Here is a 14,778-nt window from a genome sequence, read left to right as displayed (position 1 = left end):
GCAGCGGCACCACACGCACCGCGCCGGAGGGTCGGAGTTTACGGGGATTCCGTGCGCACGGGCCGCATCCAGACCAGACAACGCTCGGCATCCAGCCCCGGCACGGTCAGCGGTTCCACGTGAAACACTTCGACATCGGGGGGCAGAGCCGCCATCTCGTCGCGGGGGACGCGCCCCTTCATCGCCATCCACACCCCATGCGGGGCCAGCGCCGCGCGCGACCAGGTCGCAAAATCGGCCAACGACGCAAACGCGCGCGAGCAGATCAGGTCGAACGGCCCCACCAACGACTCGACGCGGGCATGTACCCCGTGCAGCTGGGGCAGGCGCAAGCTGGCCGCCACCTGACCGACGAATGCCGCCTTCTTGGCCACGGCGTCCACACAGGTCACCTGCAGATCGGGGCAGGCGATGGCCAGCACGACGCCCGGCAGCCCGCCGCCCGAGCCGACGTCCAGCACGCGAACCGGCGCCGCCGACGATCCCCCGGGCGCCTGGGCGGGCACCGGCGGCAGGCCCAGATGGCGACGCAACGGCGCGACCACCGCCAAGCTGTCCAACAGGTGGTGGGTCAGCATCTCGGCCGGCGCACGCACGGCGGTCAGGTTGTACACCCGGTTCCACCGCTCCAGGGCCGCCATATAGTCCAGCAACTGGCGCACGGCCGCGTCCGGCAGGGCCAGATCCAATGCCGCCAACCCCTGCCGCAGGGCGGTCTCCAGCGCGTCCGTCGTCATGCGGCGCGCGCCTCGCCGGGTGCTGCCTCGGGGACGTCCTGCCCCCCGGCGATCGCCCCCTCAAAACCCTTGAAGCGGCCGCGCTTCAAATGGATCAACAGCAGCGAAATCGCCGCCGGCGTAATGCCCGAAATGCGCGCCGCCTGCCCCAGGGTCTCCGGCCGATGCTTCTGCAGCTTTTGCCGCACCTCGATGCTCAGCGCCGCCACCTGCATATAGTCCAGGTCGGCCGGCAGCTTCAGATGCTCGTAGGCGGCGGCGCGCTGCACCTCGTCGCGCTGGCGCTCGATGTAGCCGGCGTACTTGGCACCGATCTCCACCTGCTCCACCACTGGGGCATACAGCTCGGCCAGCGTTTCACGTGAAACACCGCCATCGGCAAACCGCCCGCCCTCCAACGACATCAGCGCGGCGTAACTCACCCCCGGTCGGCGCAGCAGGTCGAACAGGTTGTACTCGTGATCGATACCCTTACCCAACACGCGCTCGGCCTCCGCCACGGAGACGATGCGCGGGTTGACCCAGGTGGACTTCAGCCGCTCGGTTTCACGTGAAACCGCATCGCGCTTGCGGCAAAAAGCGTCCCACCGCGCATCGTCCACCAGCCCCAGGCGGCGCCCCGTCTCGGTCAGGCGCAGGTCGGCATTGTCCTCGCGCAGTTGCAGCCGGAACTCGGCCCGGCTGGTGAACATGCGGTACGGCTCGGTCACGCCCTTGGTGATCAGGTCGTCCACCAGCACACCCAGGTAGGCCTCGTCGCGCCCGGGCACCCATGGGTCGCGGTCCTGCACCTGCAGCGCGGCGTTCACGCCGGCAAACAGACCCTGCGCGGCGGCCTCCTCGTAACCGGTGGTGCCGTTGATCTGCCCGGCAAAAAACAACCCCCGGATGGCCTTGGTCTCGAAGGTCGAGCGCAGCGCGCGCGGATCGAAATAGTCGTACTCGATCGCGTAGCCGGGGCGCAGGATGTGCGCGTTCTCCAGCCCCGCGATGGAGCGCACGAGCGCATACTGAATGTCGAACGGCAGACTGGTGGAAATGCCGTTGGGGTACACCTCGTGCGTGTCCAGCCCCTCCGGCTCCAGAAAGATCTGGTGGCTGTCCTTGTCCGCAAAGCGGTTGATCTTGTCCTCCACGCTGGGGCAGTAGCGCGGCCCGACGCCCTCGATCTTGCCGGTGAACATCGGGCTGCGGTCAAAGCCGCTGCGAATGATCTCGTGCGTGCGCGCATTGGTGTGCGTCACCCAGCACGGCACCTGCGCGGGGTGCATCTCGGGCCGGCCCAGGAAGCTGAACACCGGCACCGGTTGGCCCTCGGTGTCGGAACCCGGCATGCCGTCGCCGGGCTGCACCGTGCAGCGCGACCAATCGATGGTGCGGCCATCCAGCCGCGGCGGCGTGCCCGTCTTGAGCCGCCCCTGGGGCAGTTGCAGCTCCTTGAGGCGCGCGGACAGACTGATGGCCGGCGGATCGCCCGCGCGGCCCGCGCTGTAGTGCTGCAGGCCGATGTGAATCTTGCCATCCAAAAAGGTGCCGGCGGTCAACACGACGGCGCGGGCGCGAAAGCGCAACCCGATCTGCGTTACCGCCCCGACCACGCGGTCGCCTTCCACCATCAGGTCGTCCACGGCCTGCTGGAACAGCCACAGATTGGGCTGGTTTTCCAGCCGGCGGCGGATCGCGGCCTTGTACAGCTTGCGGTCGGCCTGCGCGCGCGTGGCGCGCACCGCCGGCCCCTTGCTCGCGTTGAGGATGCGAAACTGGATCCCCCCTTCGTCGGTCGCGATGGCCATCGCGCCGCCCAGGGCGTCCACCTCCTTGACCAAGTGCCCCTTGCCGATGCCGCCGATGCTGGGGTTGCAGCTCATCTGGCCCAGCGTCTCGATGTTGTGGGTCAGCAGCAGCGTGCGACAGCCCATGCGTGCCGCGGCCAGCGCGGCCTCGGTCCCGGCGTGGCCGCCGCCGACGACGATGACATCGAACTCTTGGGGATACAGCATGGACCGAAGGCTCCAGCGACAGCGGGCCGCGACCCACCACAGGCCCGGCCCCTAGAATCGGCAAAGGCCCGGATTGTCCCACGTTCGGCCCAACCCTGCGAACGCCATGCACAACGTCGCCACGTTGGGCTGCAGCAGCGCCAAACTGTACTCCCCCTCTGGACGGGGGACGACTTACCAACCAGCGGGTTTGGCAATCGGTTGCCCATCTGGGCCCCAGACGGGGTCCGGAAACTGCGACGCCCGCAAGTGCGACGCCCGCAAGTGCGACGGACGAATGTGCCGCTGATGCGTTGCGACCCGAACGAGGGGACTCGCAGCGCCGAATTTTCCAGGCGGCGTGAGGAGATAGACAGACTTGCCAAGCTCCTGAGCAACGATGCGAATGGGCTCGACCAAGTCTGTATCGTTCGATACCACGACAGCCGCATCGAATCGCCCGGCCCACGCATCATTCACCAAGTGGACTGCAAGGTTGACGTCGGAACCCTTTTCTTCCATCGTGAAAACCTGTGCCTTCACCGCGTCTGGCAGCGCAGCCGGTCTCCCGCCCGCGCTTCCTTTTCCGTAGCGGCCAACAGGCAGCCGTTCTGGACGGCTGGTCGCCAACCCGGCGTCAACATCCACAACCAAATTGCCAGGCACAAACGTCGCTCGGCTACCCGCAGTATCCGTGAGCGCGCGATGGGCGACCGGAAGCAGCATCACGGGACGCCAGTTCGACTTGGCCAAGAACGTTCCCAGGTGAATCTGGACTTCAGGCACAGTCGCCAGCGCCTTGAAAAATATCTGCTGGCGGCCTGGTGCACCGGCATCGACCGCACCCGAAACACGCGCGGTGAAATACCGGACCTTCTCAATCCGAGCCGATGGCACCACTTGCTCTGTCATACGCTTGGGGTCGAGCCACTTGCAGCCCATATCCTTGATCGCGTAATAGAGATTGAAGCCGTCTATGTAAACATAGGTCTTCACGCCCTTGCCTCCCCCGGAAAGAGCAAAGGCCACACGAGGTGGCCTTTGAGCCGACAGCACGCTGCCGGCGGATACATAGAACCAGTTTAACATTTTTAGGGACAGGCCGATGTCGCGTGACGACGACAATACAGCGACCAGCCATGGACTCGGCACGACACCTGCCCGCCCCGATACCATGCCGCCCCGGCTGCGGCGCCTGCTGCATCGCCCCGTCGATCAGCAGCCCGATGCCGGGCCTTCCCGACGGAAAGCCGGCGGGTATGGCCTGCCCAAATCTCGACGAGGCACTGCGTTGCCGTCTGTTTGGTCGCCCCGAGCGACCCGCCGTATGCTCCTCGCTGACACCCAGCGTCGCGATGTGTGGCGACACGCGCGAGCATGCGATGGTCTACCTGGAGCGGCTGGAGCAGGCGACCCTGCCCGTGCCGGTTCGTGGTGCATCGGGGCCTGACGCAACTGAGCTGCGCTAGAGATACACCCACCGGCCATCCACCACCCGTACTCGACCCAATGCCACCAGGGTGTCCAGCAGCGTGGGCAGACGGTCGCGCCATCGGCCCCGGCCTTGAAAGTGCGCGGCCACGCCGTCATGGTCCAAACCACGTCCCGCAGCCGCCAACACCTCGGCCACCGCCCTGATTTGTTCGGTCAACCCCGTGGGCCATGGGCGCTGCGCCACAGCCGCCTTGGTCGGCTTCGCCTCGGCGGTCGCGTCCTCGCCCTCGTCGTCCGCAGAGGCGTCCATTTCCACCTGCTGGCCTTGTCCTGACTGCTGGAAGTCCGGCCGCAACCAGCGCACGGTGCCCGCCGCTTCCTCGGCGGCACGCTGGGCGTTGAGCGCCACCAGGCGGTGCAGCAAGGTATCAACCGCCGCCGCGTGTTCGGCACTGCCCGGAGCAGCGGCCAGTCCTGCCGCCAGGTCGGCCCATCCGTAGGCTTGCAGCACCGCGACGTCCAGCTCGTCGTGCAGGCTCTTGAGCACGCCCACCAGGCCGTGTTCGTGGATGACCTTCTCCTTGGCGGTCAGCGCCTCGCCGCTGCGCAGCTTCTCCAGCACATTGTACGTGGCCGTGATCGTGGCATCCGGGTGGGCCGCGAGCCGGGCTTTGCGGTGAGCGTCGATCCGCTCGGCCAGCGTGCGGATGCGCTGGGCAAGCGCTCCCGCCCGGTCCAATTCTGGGAACGGGAAGGGTTCAAAGCATGTCGTGGTGTTGTAAACCGGCCTGTCCTCAAGCGTTCCACCCGTGGCAAGCGCCCAGCGGACATGGGCTTGACTAGAAAGTACGCCAAGAACCCAAGCGTCGTCGCTGGCAATGGCCCGAACCTTCTGGTCCGGCAGAACATCGCCGTCGATGAAAACGAAGGTACGATGTTTGGCAGTCTCGGCCGTCCCGATGTAGCGGCGCAGCCCTCGGACCGCCTCACGGAACTTGGGCACCGATTCCCCCCAGAGCCACCAGTTGCGACGGCGCGACGGTCGCTTGTCCTGGTCGCGTTTCGGCTTCACCTCGTCATGCAGCCACTGCCAGGCCGCTGGGAATCGCTCTCGCAGCTGGGCCTCGGTTAGCCCATAGAAGTCCAGCGCCAGAATCCCGCGCGGAGTGCCTGTCAGGTCCTTGCCGTTCACGTACCGGCGCACATGTTGTTCAAGGCCGGGCACGGTCCCCAGACCAAGGGCCTCTGCCCGTTGCTGGTCGACCCAGAAGCCCGCACCGAGAGGAATCATCCCCATGTACGACAACCTGGAGTTCGCCGCCAACTTCACGCAGCGCGTGAGGTTGGCACCGACCCTCAGGTCGGAGTGAATCATTCCCTGCCTTGTCGCGAACTCGACGTCCACCTCGCCGCCTTCAGCCTCCCGCTCCTGGGTGACCGTCTGCAGCCTGCCCTCCGCGGTGCCGCGCACGCCCACGGACATGGCAATGCGCACCGCCGCGCCGTCGGTGCTGTCCACCCAGGGGTGGTCGGGCACGGCGTAGGCCAGGCTCAGCGGCGGGGTGGCGGTCTGGTGCGCCTCAATCACCCGCCTGTTGAAAATCATCGTCAGGCTGTTGGTGGTGATGAGGCCGAATCGCTCGGCCTCGCCCCTGCGCACCGTCTCGGCGGCCTTGTGCCACCAGTACATGACGAAGTCGGCGCTCTCGGGCACCTCGGGCCAGGCGGCGCGCAGGGCGTCGACGTAGCCATCACCCAGGGCCACCCGCATGCGCTTGTTGCCGATGAAGGGCGGATTGCCGACGATGAAGTCGGCCTGGGGCCATTCGGCCTGCCGGGGGTTGACGTAGCGCCACCGCACCACCTGGGCGGCCTCGTCGGGCACAGGTTGGCCCGTCACGGGATGCGGCTTGAAGGTCTCGCCGTCCCAGCGGGTCAGCGCCTTGCCGGTGGCGTCTAGCATCGGCTCCTGGCGGTCGTAGGCCAGCACGGCGTCCCGGTGTTCGATGTTGCCGTAGTCGTGCACGACGGGCTCGGCCACGTTGGCGCGTCCTTGGGTGCGGATGTGCCACTGCAGGTAGCCAATCCACAGCACCAGTTCGGCCAGGGCGGCGGCGCGTTCGTTGAGCTCGATGCCGCGAAGCTGCTGCAGGGTCACGGTCTCGCCGGCCAGGTCCAGCGCGTCTTGGGTGTCGCCCAAGGCGCTGAGCTGGTTCAGCACCTCGCCCTCCAGACGCTTGAGGTGCTCCAGCGTCACGTACAGGAAGTTGGCACTGCCACACGCCGGGTCCAGCACCCGAACCGAGCAGAGACGGTGTAGGAACTCCTTGACGTGCCGCCGCGCCTCGTCCCACTTGGCGCGCACGGCTGCGTGGTGCCGGTCCAACGCGGCAAAGTCCTTCTTGGTTTTCACCTCGGGCGGGTGGGCCTCCAGCTCGGCGGCCTCGTGCGCCAGCAGCAGCGCGGCGGCCTGGGCGTTGGCCCACTCGGCGCGCAAGGGCTCGATGACGGTGGGAAGCACCAGCCGTTCCACATAGGCGCGCGGGGTGTAGTGGGCGCCCAAGGCGTGGCGCTCGTTGGGATCGAGCGCGCGTTCCAGCAGGGTACCGAAGATGGCGGGCTCCACCTCGCGCCAGTTGGCGCGGGCGGCCTGCACCAGAAGGTCGATTTGTGCCGGGGTGAGCAGCAGGCTGTAGTCGTCCGCCGCGGCGCCCTTGAACAGCTTGCCATTGAACTTGAGCACCGATTTGGCCAGCGCGGCCGAAAACCCACCACGGTCCATGTCGGACCAGAGGCTGCGCAGCATCATTTGCAGTGTCGCCGGGTCATCCCGATACTGCTGTAACAGGGTTTGGAAGGAACCCTTCGGGAGCAGCTCAACGTCCTCCGCAAACATGCTGAACAGGCAGCGTGAGAGGTAGGCTGCCACCGTCTGGGGTGGGTGCCCGGCCTGCTCCAGCGAGCGGGCCAGACGCGCCAGTTGGTCCGAGACCTCTCGCGTAACCTTGGCGGATGCGAGCGCAGGGTTCAGCTCGTCGGGCCGGGTCCATATCTTACGCAGCCGGTCCAAAACCTCGGGCCGGGCCAGGTCAGCCAGCAAAATCCGGTGGCTGCGCGGGTCGGGAAATGGTGTGTAGGTGCCGCCGCTGCGGCTGAATTCGGCGTAGACCTCGATAACGGTGCCGACATCCACCACCAGCACAAAGGGGGGACGGCCCTCCTCGGGCGGTAGCGCGCGGGCGTAGCTTTCACCCTGGCTGCGGGCACGCAGCAGACCATCGTCAAAGCCCTTGGTATGGGCGCCGGCCTTGAGCTTCTTGGCCTCGAGCACGAAGTGTCCGCGCTTGTAGCAATCGATGCGCCCGGCACTGCTGGACCCATCGCCATGCGTGAAGGTCACGGGGCGCTCAAACATGTAGTCCTGTGCGGGGGTGGGATACGGCTTGGGCACGCCCAGCAGTTCGCACAGGTCCATGACAAAGGTTTGCGCGGTGGCCAGTTCGCTGGCCGTCACCCCCTGCCATCGTTCAATGAACGCATGGACAGATGTTGTTCTTGTGTCCATGTGCCCATGATAAGCAGGGAAACGGCGGTTCGACCGTCCCTGCAACCGCCACCCGGGCTTTTGAATCCGCGCTTACTGCTTGACCGCCTCGACCTGGATCACCAGCCGAACGGCCTTGGGGAAACCCCAGTCCACGCCGTAGTGGATGCCGTAGGCGGTGCGGTCGATGGTGGTTTCGAAATCACCGCCGCAGACCTCGCGCTTGACGATGGGGTTGTCGTAGCAGTTGAACTGCGTGGCCTTGAGGGTGACCGGCAGCGTCTTGCCCATGAGGGTGAGCTGGCCGGTCACTTCCGCTACCTTGTCGCCGTTGAAGACGAAGCGATCTGACACGAAGCGGGCCTTGGGATGCTGGGCGACGTTGAACAGGTCCGCGCTCTGCAGATGCTTGTCGAAGGCGGCGGTGCCGGTGTTGACGGAAGCGACGTCGATGGTGATGTCGACCTTGCCGGTCCGGGCCGCGCGGTCGAACTGAACCGAGCCCTCCTTGCGGTCGAAGCGGCCGCGGTTGGTGGAGGTGGCGAAGTGACCGATCTCGAACGTCACGAAGGTGTGGGTCGGATCGATGGCATAGTCGGCGGCGTGGGCGGTGCCGACCAGCAGGGCGGCAGCGGTCAGGGCGGTGAGGGGGTGACGCATGAGATTCATCTCCTGGAGTGGGGTGGGGTGAAGCAAAGGGTTACAGCTTGCCGACGCCGGTGAGCGCAAGGCGGAAGCGGACCTGGACCTCGTTGGCAACCATCGAGGTGTCGGCCCATTCGTTTTCGCCGACCTTGAAGGTCAGGCGCTGGATCGGGAACTGACCGGTGGCCACGGTCACGCCGCCCGGGCCTTGTGGCTGGCTCAACCGCACCGGCACCACCACGTCGCTGGCCACGCCCTTGATCGTGAGGCGGCCGGCCACCTCGTACTGCGCGGGGCCGGTGGCGCGGATGGCCGTGGACTGGAAAGTGGCCTGTGGGAACCGCGCGGCGTGAAACCACACGGGCTTGGGCAGCTCGGCGTCGGTCTCGCGCACGCCGAGGGTCGCGCTGCCGACGTCGATGGCGAAGGCCACCTGCCCCGCGGCGGGCCGGGCCGGATCGAAGGCGATCTGCGCATCAAACTGGCGAAAGCGCCCCTCCACCGGCACACCCATCTGGCGACTGACAAAGACGATTTCGCTCTGGGCGGGCACCAGCTTGGGCTGAGCCTGGGTGGCGCCGGCCCAGCCCAAGCCGAGCAGAGCCAACGCGGCGAACAGGGGACGGGGTTTCACGTGGAACGCTCCGAAAAAGTCAGGGGGATTCAGTCGGTCGATGCGCGTCACGCCATGCGACCCAGCAGCCCATCGCGATCGACGAGGGCGTGTTTGAGCGCCCCCGCGACGTGCAGCGCGATCAAGGCGGCCAGGGCATAGGCGCTCCAGCGGTGCCACGGTTTGAGCGCCTGGGCCAACGCGGGATCGACGGGCACGAAGTCCGGCAGCGGCAGCACCCCCAGCCAGACCACCGGAAACCCCGCAGCCGAGCTGTAGGCCCACCCCAGCAGCGGAACGGCAAAGAACAGGCCATACAGCCCGGCATGCACCGCTCGGTGCGCCGCGCGCTGCCAGGCGGGCATGGCACCCGCCATGGCCGCCGGCAGGGGTGGCGGCCGGTGCGTCAACCGCCACAGCCAGCGCAGCACCGACAGCGCCAGCACCGCGATGGCGATCCATTTGTGCCAGTTGTACAGCTTCAGGCGCAGCGGGGAAAACGGCAGACCGGTCATGACCACGCCCATGACCAACAGACCGATGAGCGCCACGGCCAGCAGCCAGTGCAGGCCGACCGCGACCGGGTGGTAGGTCTGGGCAGGGGTGGACAGGGGCGACGACATGGGGGGCAGTGTAGGCGCCGGGCCCTCGCCCATTCAGCAAAAACAATGAACCCGATATTCAAGGATTTTGACCGTTGCACGACCGCCCCACGCCCCGCTTGCCATATGTCAAGATACCGTCGTACAGTCCGGGGTATCGTGGATGGTCTCGGCAATCCCACTGGAGGTTTCACCATGACCCGCAACGTTGGCGGCATTGACCGCGTCCTACGGATCGTGATCGGCCTGGCGCTCATCGCGCTGGCCGCCACCGACACCGTCGGCCTTTGGGGCTGGATCGGCGTGGTGCCGCTGGCCACCGGCTTGATCGGCTGGTGCCCGCCCTACGCCATCTTTGGCATCAACACCTGCAAGACCCGGACCGATTGACGCGGCGGATACGCCGCGAAAACGGGCTCCGCTCTGGCGGATGGCCCGGAGTAAGATCCCGCTCGCCCTCGCCGGGCGGAACTGGGTAGTCGGCGAAGGGGCGCGACCGCTAGGCGCAGGGCCCGTTGACACAGGCGGCACAAATGCTCGACCAGATCATGCAAAGCACGGCACTCGCAACCTGGACTTGGGATCTGCGGCCGGACAAGTTGAACATCAATGAGCACGGGCTCGCGCTCCTGGGCCACAGCCCCGCCAGCCTGCCCACGCTGGACACGACGGGCTGGAACGCATTGCTACACCCGACCGACCGGACGTTGTTCGAACACGCATGGGCACGACATCTTTCCGGTCAGCGGCCGCAGGTGGAATGTGAGCTGCGTCTGCAGCACCGAGCGGGCCATTGGGTGACGGTGCTGCTGCTCGGCCAGGTCGTGGACCGCGACGCGGACGGTATTCCGCTGCGGGCCACGGGCGTCTGGCTCGACGTGAGCGCCCTGCGCCAGCAACAGCAGGCGCAGGCCTTGGCGGAGCTGGTGATCATCCACTCGCACGAGGCGATTCTGATCACGGACCCGCAGAGGCGCATCGTGCGCGTCAACGAGGCCTTCTGCCGTCTGACCGGCTACGCGAGCGACGAGGTACTCGGCCAAACGCCAACGATTCTGGCATCGGGTCGACACGATGCGGCGTTCTTCGCAGCGATGTGGCAGGCGTTGCAGGCAAATGGCTCGTGGAGCGGGGAAATCTGGAACCGCCGCCGTGACGGTTCGCTGATGGCCAACTGGATGATGATCAGCACGGTGCGGGGGTCGGATGGCAGCGTGCAGGCCTACGTGGGCATGTTCCACGACATCACCGCGCACAAGCGCAACGAAGCCGAGTTGCGGCGCGCGGCGCTCTACGACGCCCTGACGGGGGTGGGCAATCGCGTGTTGCTGCAGGATCGGCTAGAACAGGCGCTGGCACGCAGCGAGCGCCATGGCACCTTCGTGGCCGTGGCGATGCTGGACCTGGACGGCTTCAAGGCCATCAATGACACGCACGGCCATGCCACGGGGGACCGGCTGCTGGTCGCGCTGGCGCAGCGGTTGCGAAGGGCCGTGCGCGAAGCGGATACGGTCGTTCGGTTGGGCGGCGACGAGTTCGTGGTGCTGATGGTCGATTTGGCGCAACGAGCGGATGCGGTTGCGCTCGTGCAGCGGCTGCTGGACGCCGCGTCGCGTCCCATCGATGACCCGGTCGGGCCGCTGCAAGTCTCCGCCAGCATCGGGGTCACGTATTACCCTCAGGCAGCACCGGTGGACGGCAACGCCCTGCTGCATCAGGCCGACGAAGCGATGTACACCGCCAAACGCGCCGGGCGCAACCGCTACGCCGAATGGCAGCCCACCGCCCCGGCCGCCGACCCGCCTGCCACCCCGACCGACAACCGGGCGGCCAGCGCATCCGGCGGCAACGCCGGGGCAAACAGCCAGCCCTGATACGCGGGGCAGCGGCAGCGGCGCAGAAAGTCCAGTTGGGCGGGGTTCTCCACGCCTTCGGCGACCACGTCCCGCCGTAGGGTGCGCGCCAGCGCCAGCACGCCGCGCACCAGCACGCCGTCGGTGGTGTCCTCGGGAACGTTCTGCAGGAAGGTGCGGTCGATCTTGAGCCGCTGCACCGACAACTGCTTGAGCACCGCCAGCGACGAGTGTCCGGTGCCGAAATCGTCCAGGGCGATGGTCACCCCTTCGTCGGCCAGCGCGGTGAGCGTGCGGCGCGCCTGTTGAGCATCGATCATGGCCTGGGATTCGGTGATTTCCAGCTCCAGCAGCGCGGGCGCCACCCCGTGCCCCTGCAGCACGTCGCGCACCTGCGCCGCCAGGCCCGGCTGGCGAAACTGCTGCGGCGACAGATTGACCGCCACGCGCAGGTGCAGCCCCTGATCGACCCAGGCGCGCAGTTGGCGGCAGGCCTCGTGCAACACCCAGTCCCCCAGTGGCAGGATCAGGCCGGTGGCTTCGGCCACGGGGATGAAGCGCGCCGGGGGGATCGCGCCCAGCTCGGGATCGGTCCAGCGCAGCAGGGCCTCCACCCCCACCACCGCGCCGTTGCGCACATCCACCTGGGGCTGGTAATGCAGCGCCAGTCCCCCGTAGCGCAGGGCGCGCTGCAGGCGATCCGTCAACCGCGCGCGCTCGTCCATGGCCTGTGACAGCGCCGGCGCATAGCGCGCGGGCTGCTGGCGACCGTCGGCCTTGGCTGCGTAGAGGGCCAGATCGGCGTCGCGCATCAGCGCATCGGCATCGTGGGCGTCCTGGGGGCAGCAGGCCACGCCGATCGACCCGCCGACGGTCAACTGCAAACCGTCGATGCGCATCGGTCGCCCCAGCGCCAGCAGCAGCTTGTCGGCCACGCGCAGGGCATCGGGGGGCGAGTCCACGCGCGGCAGCAGCACGGCAAATTCGTCGCCCCCCAGCCGCGCGACCACGTCGTCGGTGCGCACGGTCTCGCGCAGGCGCTGCGCCACCTGCTGCAGCACGCGGTCGCCCACCGGGTGGCAGTGGGTGTCGTTGATGCCCTTGAAGTCGTCCAGATCCAGCAGCAGCAGCGCCGCCGTGTGGCCGTGGCGCACCGCGGCCGCCGCCGCCTCGCGCAACTGCAGCATCAGGTGCCCGCGGTTGGCCAGCCCGGTCAGCACGTCGTGCGCGGCCAGGTGGCGCAGCCGTTCGGTCAGGCGGCGCGTCTCGGTCACGTCGCGCACGAAGGCCACCACGCACGGTCCGTCGCGCCAGGTGCCCAAGCCCAGCGCGATGTCCACCGGTACCAGACAGCCATCGGCACGGCGCAGGGTCAGGTCATCGATGCGGCCCATGGGCCGCTCGTGGGGATGCGCGAAAAACTGCTGCAGCCGCCGGCCGTGGCTGCCGCGCGCCGACTCCGGCAACAGGATGTCGAGCGGACGCTCCAGCAAGCTGGCCTCGGTATAACCCGTCAGGCGCAGCAGGGCCGGGTTGGCGCCAACGATGATGCCTTGGCGATCGACGACCAGAATGCCATCCGGCGCGGCATCGAACACCGCCCGCTCCAGGGGGCCGAGCTCCTGTCGCAGGGCGTGTTCCGCCTGTTCGATCAAGACCGCGGGGAGCCCGGATCGTGCGCCGAATTCGCATAAGCGGGCATCGACATGGCGCCGCTCCCCGATCAGCCACGGGCGCCGGTGCGCCACACGGACACGGCACCGGCCAGTCGCTCCGCCTGCGCGTGCAGGCTGCGTGCGGCGCCGGAGAGCTCCTCCACCAGCGCGGCATTCTGCTGCGTGCCCTGGTCCAGCATGGCCACGGCTTCGCCGATCTGGCCGACGCCGGCCGACTGCTCGGCGCTCGCGGCCGAAATGTCGTTGATGAGCTGCGTCACTCCCTTGATCTGTTCCACGATGGCGGCGATGCGCGCGCCCGCCTGCTGGGCCTGGGCCACACCGTCGCCCACCTGCTGCACGCTGCCCTGGATGAGGGCCTTGATCTCTTTGGCCGCCTCGGCGCTGCGCTGGGCGAGCGCCCGGACCTCCCCGGCGACCACGGCAAAGCCCCGCCCGGCCTCGCCCGCGCGGGCCGCCTCCACGGCGGCGTTGAGCGCCAGGATGTTGGTCTGGAAGGCGATCGAGTCGATGACCGCCGTGATGTCCGCGATGCGCTGCGAACCGGCCGCAATGCGGTCCATGGTCTGTGCCACGTCGGTCATTTCGCGGCCACCGGCCTCCGCCGCCTCCATGGTGCGGCGCGCCAGGTCGCTGGCCGACCGGGCATGGTCGGCGTTTTGCTGGACGGTGGAGGTGATCTGCTCCATGGAAGCTGCCGTCTCCTCCAGACTGGCGGCGGACTGCTCCGTGCGCCGGGACAGATCGTCGTTGCCCTGGGCAATCTGCTCGCTGGCCGCGCTCACGCCCGCCACCTGGGCCGCGACGTCATCGACCAGGGCGCGCAGGTTCAGGCCCGCTTGGTTGACGGAGCGCGCCAGCAGACCGATGTCGTCCACCCGGTCGAAGGGTGGGGTGGTGTAGAGATTGCCGGCCGCCACCGCCTGAGCGTGGCAGCGGATGGCATGCAGCGGACGCACCATCTGCCACGACAGAAAGACATCGGCCAGCGCGGCACCGGCCACCGCGGCGCCGCCCAGTGCCCACGCCGGCCAGCCGCCCGCGCCCAGGGCCGCCCAGGCTGCGGCACCCCCCGCGGGCAGCAGCGCCGCGCCCCAGACCGCCAGCCGCATGCGGGTGGCCGTGCTGGCGCATTGCAACAGGCGGCGCCCCGCAGACAGCCAACCGGTGCGCACCACCAGCCCGCGGTGGAAGGCCCAGCCCCGCGCGCGCCCCTCACGGAAGGCGGCGTACAGGCGCTCGGCAGCGTCGATCTCGGCCCGCTCGGGCGCGGTGCGCACCGACAGATAGCCCACCAGTTGTCCGTCGCGCACCATGGGCGCGGCGTTGGCCCGCACCCAGTAGTGGTCGCCATTTTTGCGGCGGTTTTTGACCAACGCCGTCCAGGACACCCCCGACTGGATGGTCTTCCACATGTCGGCAAAGGCCTCGGGCGGCATGTCCGGATGGCGCACGATGTTGTGCGGCTGGCCCTGCAGCTCCTCGGCCGTGAAACCACTGACCGCCACGAACGCGCTGTTGGCGTAGGTGATGCGGCCCTTCGGGTCGGTGGTGGACAGCAGGGTCTGACGGCCGTCGAAGCTGTATTCACGTTGGGTGACAGGCAGATTTTGGCGCATGGAACCCCCCCGGTTTGAAATACCCAAATATATAACATGTAATAGCTCTAGAAAAAGTGGGGGGGGGGGGGGGGGA

At 67.9% G+C, this 14,778-nt stretch carries 11 protein-coding genes and 1 pseudogene; 3 read left to right on the top strand and 9 right to left on the bottom strand.

Annotated features, from left to right (window positions below; all coding sequences use genetic code 11):
- Positions 1-38 precede the first annotated feature (38 nt).
- From rsmG to Tfont_RS10410, 3 genes are all read right to left on the bottom strand, one after another.
- Entirely contained in the window at positions 39-737 is a 699-nt protein-coding gene (gene rsmG / locus Tfont_RS10420; protein ID WP_143969367.1) for a 16S rRNA (guanine(527)-N(7))-methyltransferase RsmG, read from the bottom strand.
- Positions 734-2,737 carry a tRNA uridine-5-carboxymethylaminomethyl(34) synthesis enzyme MnmG gene (gene mnmG / locus Tfont_RS10415; protein WP_143969366.1) on the bottom strand — a complete coding sequence of 668 codons (2,004 nt, stop codon included), beginning with the start codon at positions 2,735-2,737 and terminating at the stop codon, positions 734-736. The genes rsmG and mnmG overlap by 4 nt, the downstream gene beginning before the upstream one ends.
- A gap of 174 nt (positions 2,738-2,911) precedes the next feature.
- Complete coding sequence (locus Tfont_RS10410; protein WP_260682359.1) at positions 2,912-3,712, bottom strand: NYN domain-containing protein; 801 nt, start codon at positions 3,710-3,712, stop codon at positions 2,912-2,914.
- A gap of 143 nt (positions 3,713-3,855) precedes the next feature.
- Here Tfont_RS10410 and Tfont_RS15080 point away from each other — a divergent pair.
- A pseudogene (locus Tfont_RS15080) lies at positions 3,856-4,041 on the top strand (YkgJ family cysteine cluster protein); the annotation flags it as partial.
- Positions 4,042-4,181: 140 nt separating this feature from the next.
- Here Tfont_RS15080 and Tfont_RS10400 read toward each other — a convergent pair.
- The 4 genes from Tfont_RS10400 to Tfont_RS10385 form a co-directional block, all read right to left on the bottom strand.
- Positions 4,182-7,715 carry a class I SAM-dependent DNA methyltransferase gene (locus Tfont_RS10400; RefSeq protein ID WP_143969409.1) on the bottom strand — a complete coding sequence of 1,178 codons (3,534 nt, stop codon included), beginning with the start codon at positions 7,713-7,715 and terminating at the stop codon, positions 4,182-4,184.
- Between the two features lie 72 nt (positions 7,716-7,787).
- Positions 7,788-8,354: a YceI family protein gene (locus tag Tfont_RS10395; RefSeq protein ID WP_143969364.1), complete on the bottom strand. Its 567-nt coding sequence runs from the start codon at positions 8,352-8,354 to the stop codon at positions 7,788-7,790.
- A 40-nt stretch (positions 8,355-8,394) separates the two neighbouring features.
- Entirely contained in the window at positions 8,395-8,973 is a 579-nt protein-coding gene (locus Tfont_RS10390) for a YceI family protein (protein ID WP_143969363.1), read from the bottom strand.
- A gap of 47 nt (positions 8,974-9,020) precedes the next feature.
- On the bottom strand, positions 9,021-9,575 hold the full coding sequence (locus Tfont_RS10385; protein ID WP_143969362.1) for a cytochrome b: 555 nt from the start codon (positions 9,573-9,575) through the stop codon (positions 9,021-9,023).
- A gap of 174 nt (positions 9,576-9,749) precedes the next feature.
- Between Tfont_RS10385 and Tfont_RS10380 the strand changes: the two genes are divergently transcribed.
- Both Tfont_RS10380 and Tfont_RS10375 read left to right on the top strand, forming a co-directional pair.
- Positions 9,750-9,944 (top strand): YgaP family membrane protein, encoded by a 195-nt coding sequence (locus tag Tfont_RS10380; RefSeq protein WP_143969361.1) that lies wholly within the window; start codon positions 9,750-9,752, stop codon positions 9,942-9,944.
- A 143-nt stretch (positions 9,945-10,087) separates the two neighbouring features.
- Positions 10,088-11,428, top strand: a complete 1,341-nt coding sequence (locus tag Tfont_RS10375; RefSeq protein WP_143969360.1) for a sensor domain-containing diguanylate cyclase — start codon at positions 10,088-10,090, stop codon at positions 11,426-11,428.
- Here the strand turns inward: Tfont_RS10375 and Tfont_RS10370 are convergent.
- Positions 11,317-13,062 (bottom strand): putative bifunctional diguanylate cyclase/phosphodiesterase, encoded by a 1,746-nt coding sequence (locus tag Tfont_RS10370; protein ID WP_143969359.1) that lies wholly within the window; start codon positions 13,060-13,062, stop codon positions 11,317-11,319. The two genes, Tfont_RS10375 and Tfont_RS10370, sit on opposite strands and share 112 nt — an antisense overlap.
- Positions 13,063-13,130: 68 nt before the next feature.
- Positions 13,131-14,702: a methyl-accepting chemotaxis protein gene (locus Tfont_RS10365; protein WP_143969358.1), complete on the bottom strand. Its 1,572-nt coding sequence runs from the start codon at positions 14,700-14,702 to the stop codon at positions 13,131-13,133.
- Between the last annotated feature and the right edge of the window lie 76 nt (positions 14,703-14,778).

It is taken from the genome of Tepidimonas fonticaldi (assembly GCF_007556755.1).
Taxonomy (GTDB): domain Bacteria; phylum Pseudomonadota; class Gammaproteobacteria; order Burkholderiales; family Burkholderiaceae_C; genus Tepidimonas; species Tepidimonas fonticaldi.
This window is presented reverse-complemented; position numbering and strand designations above follow the sequence as displayed.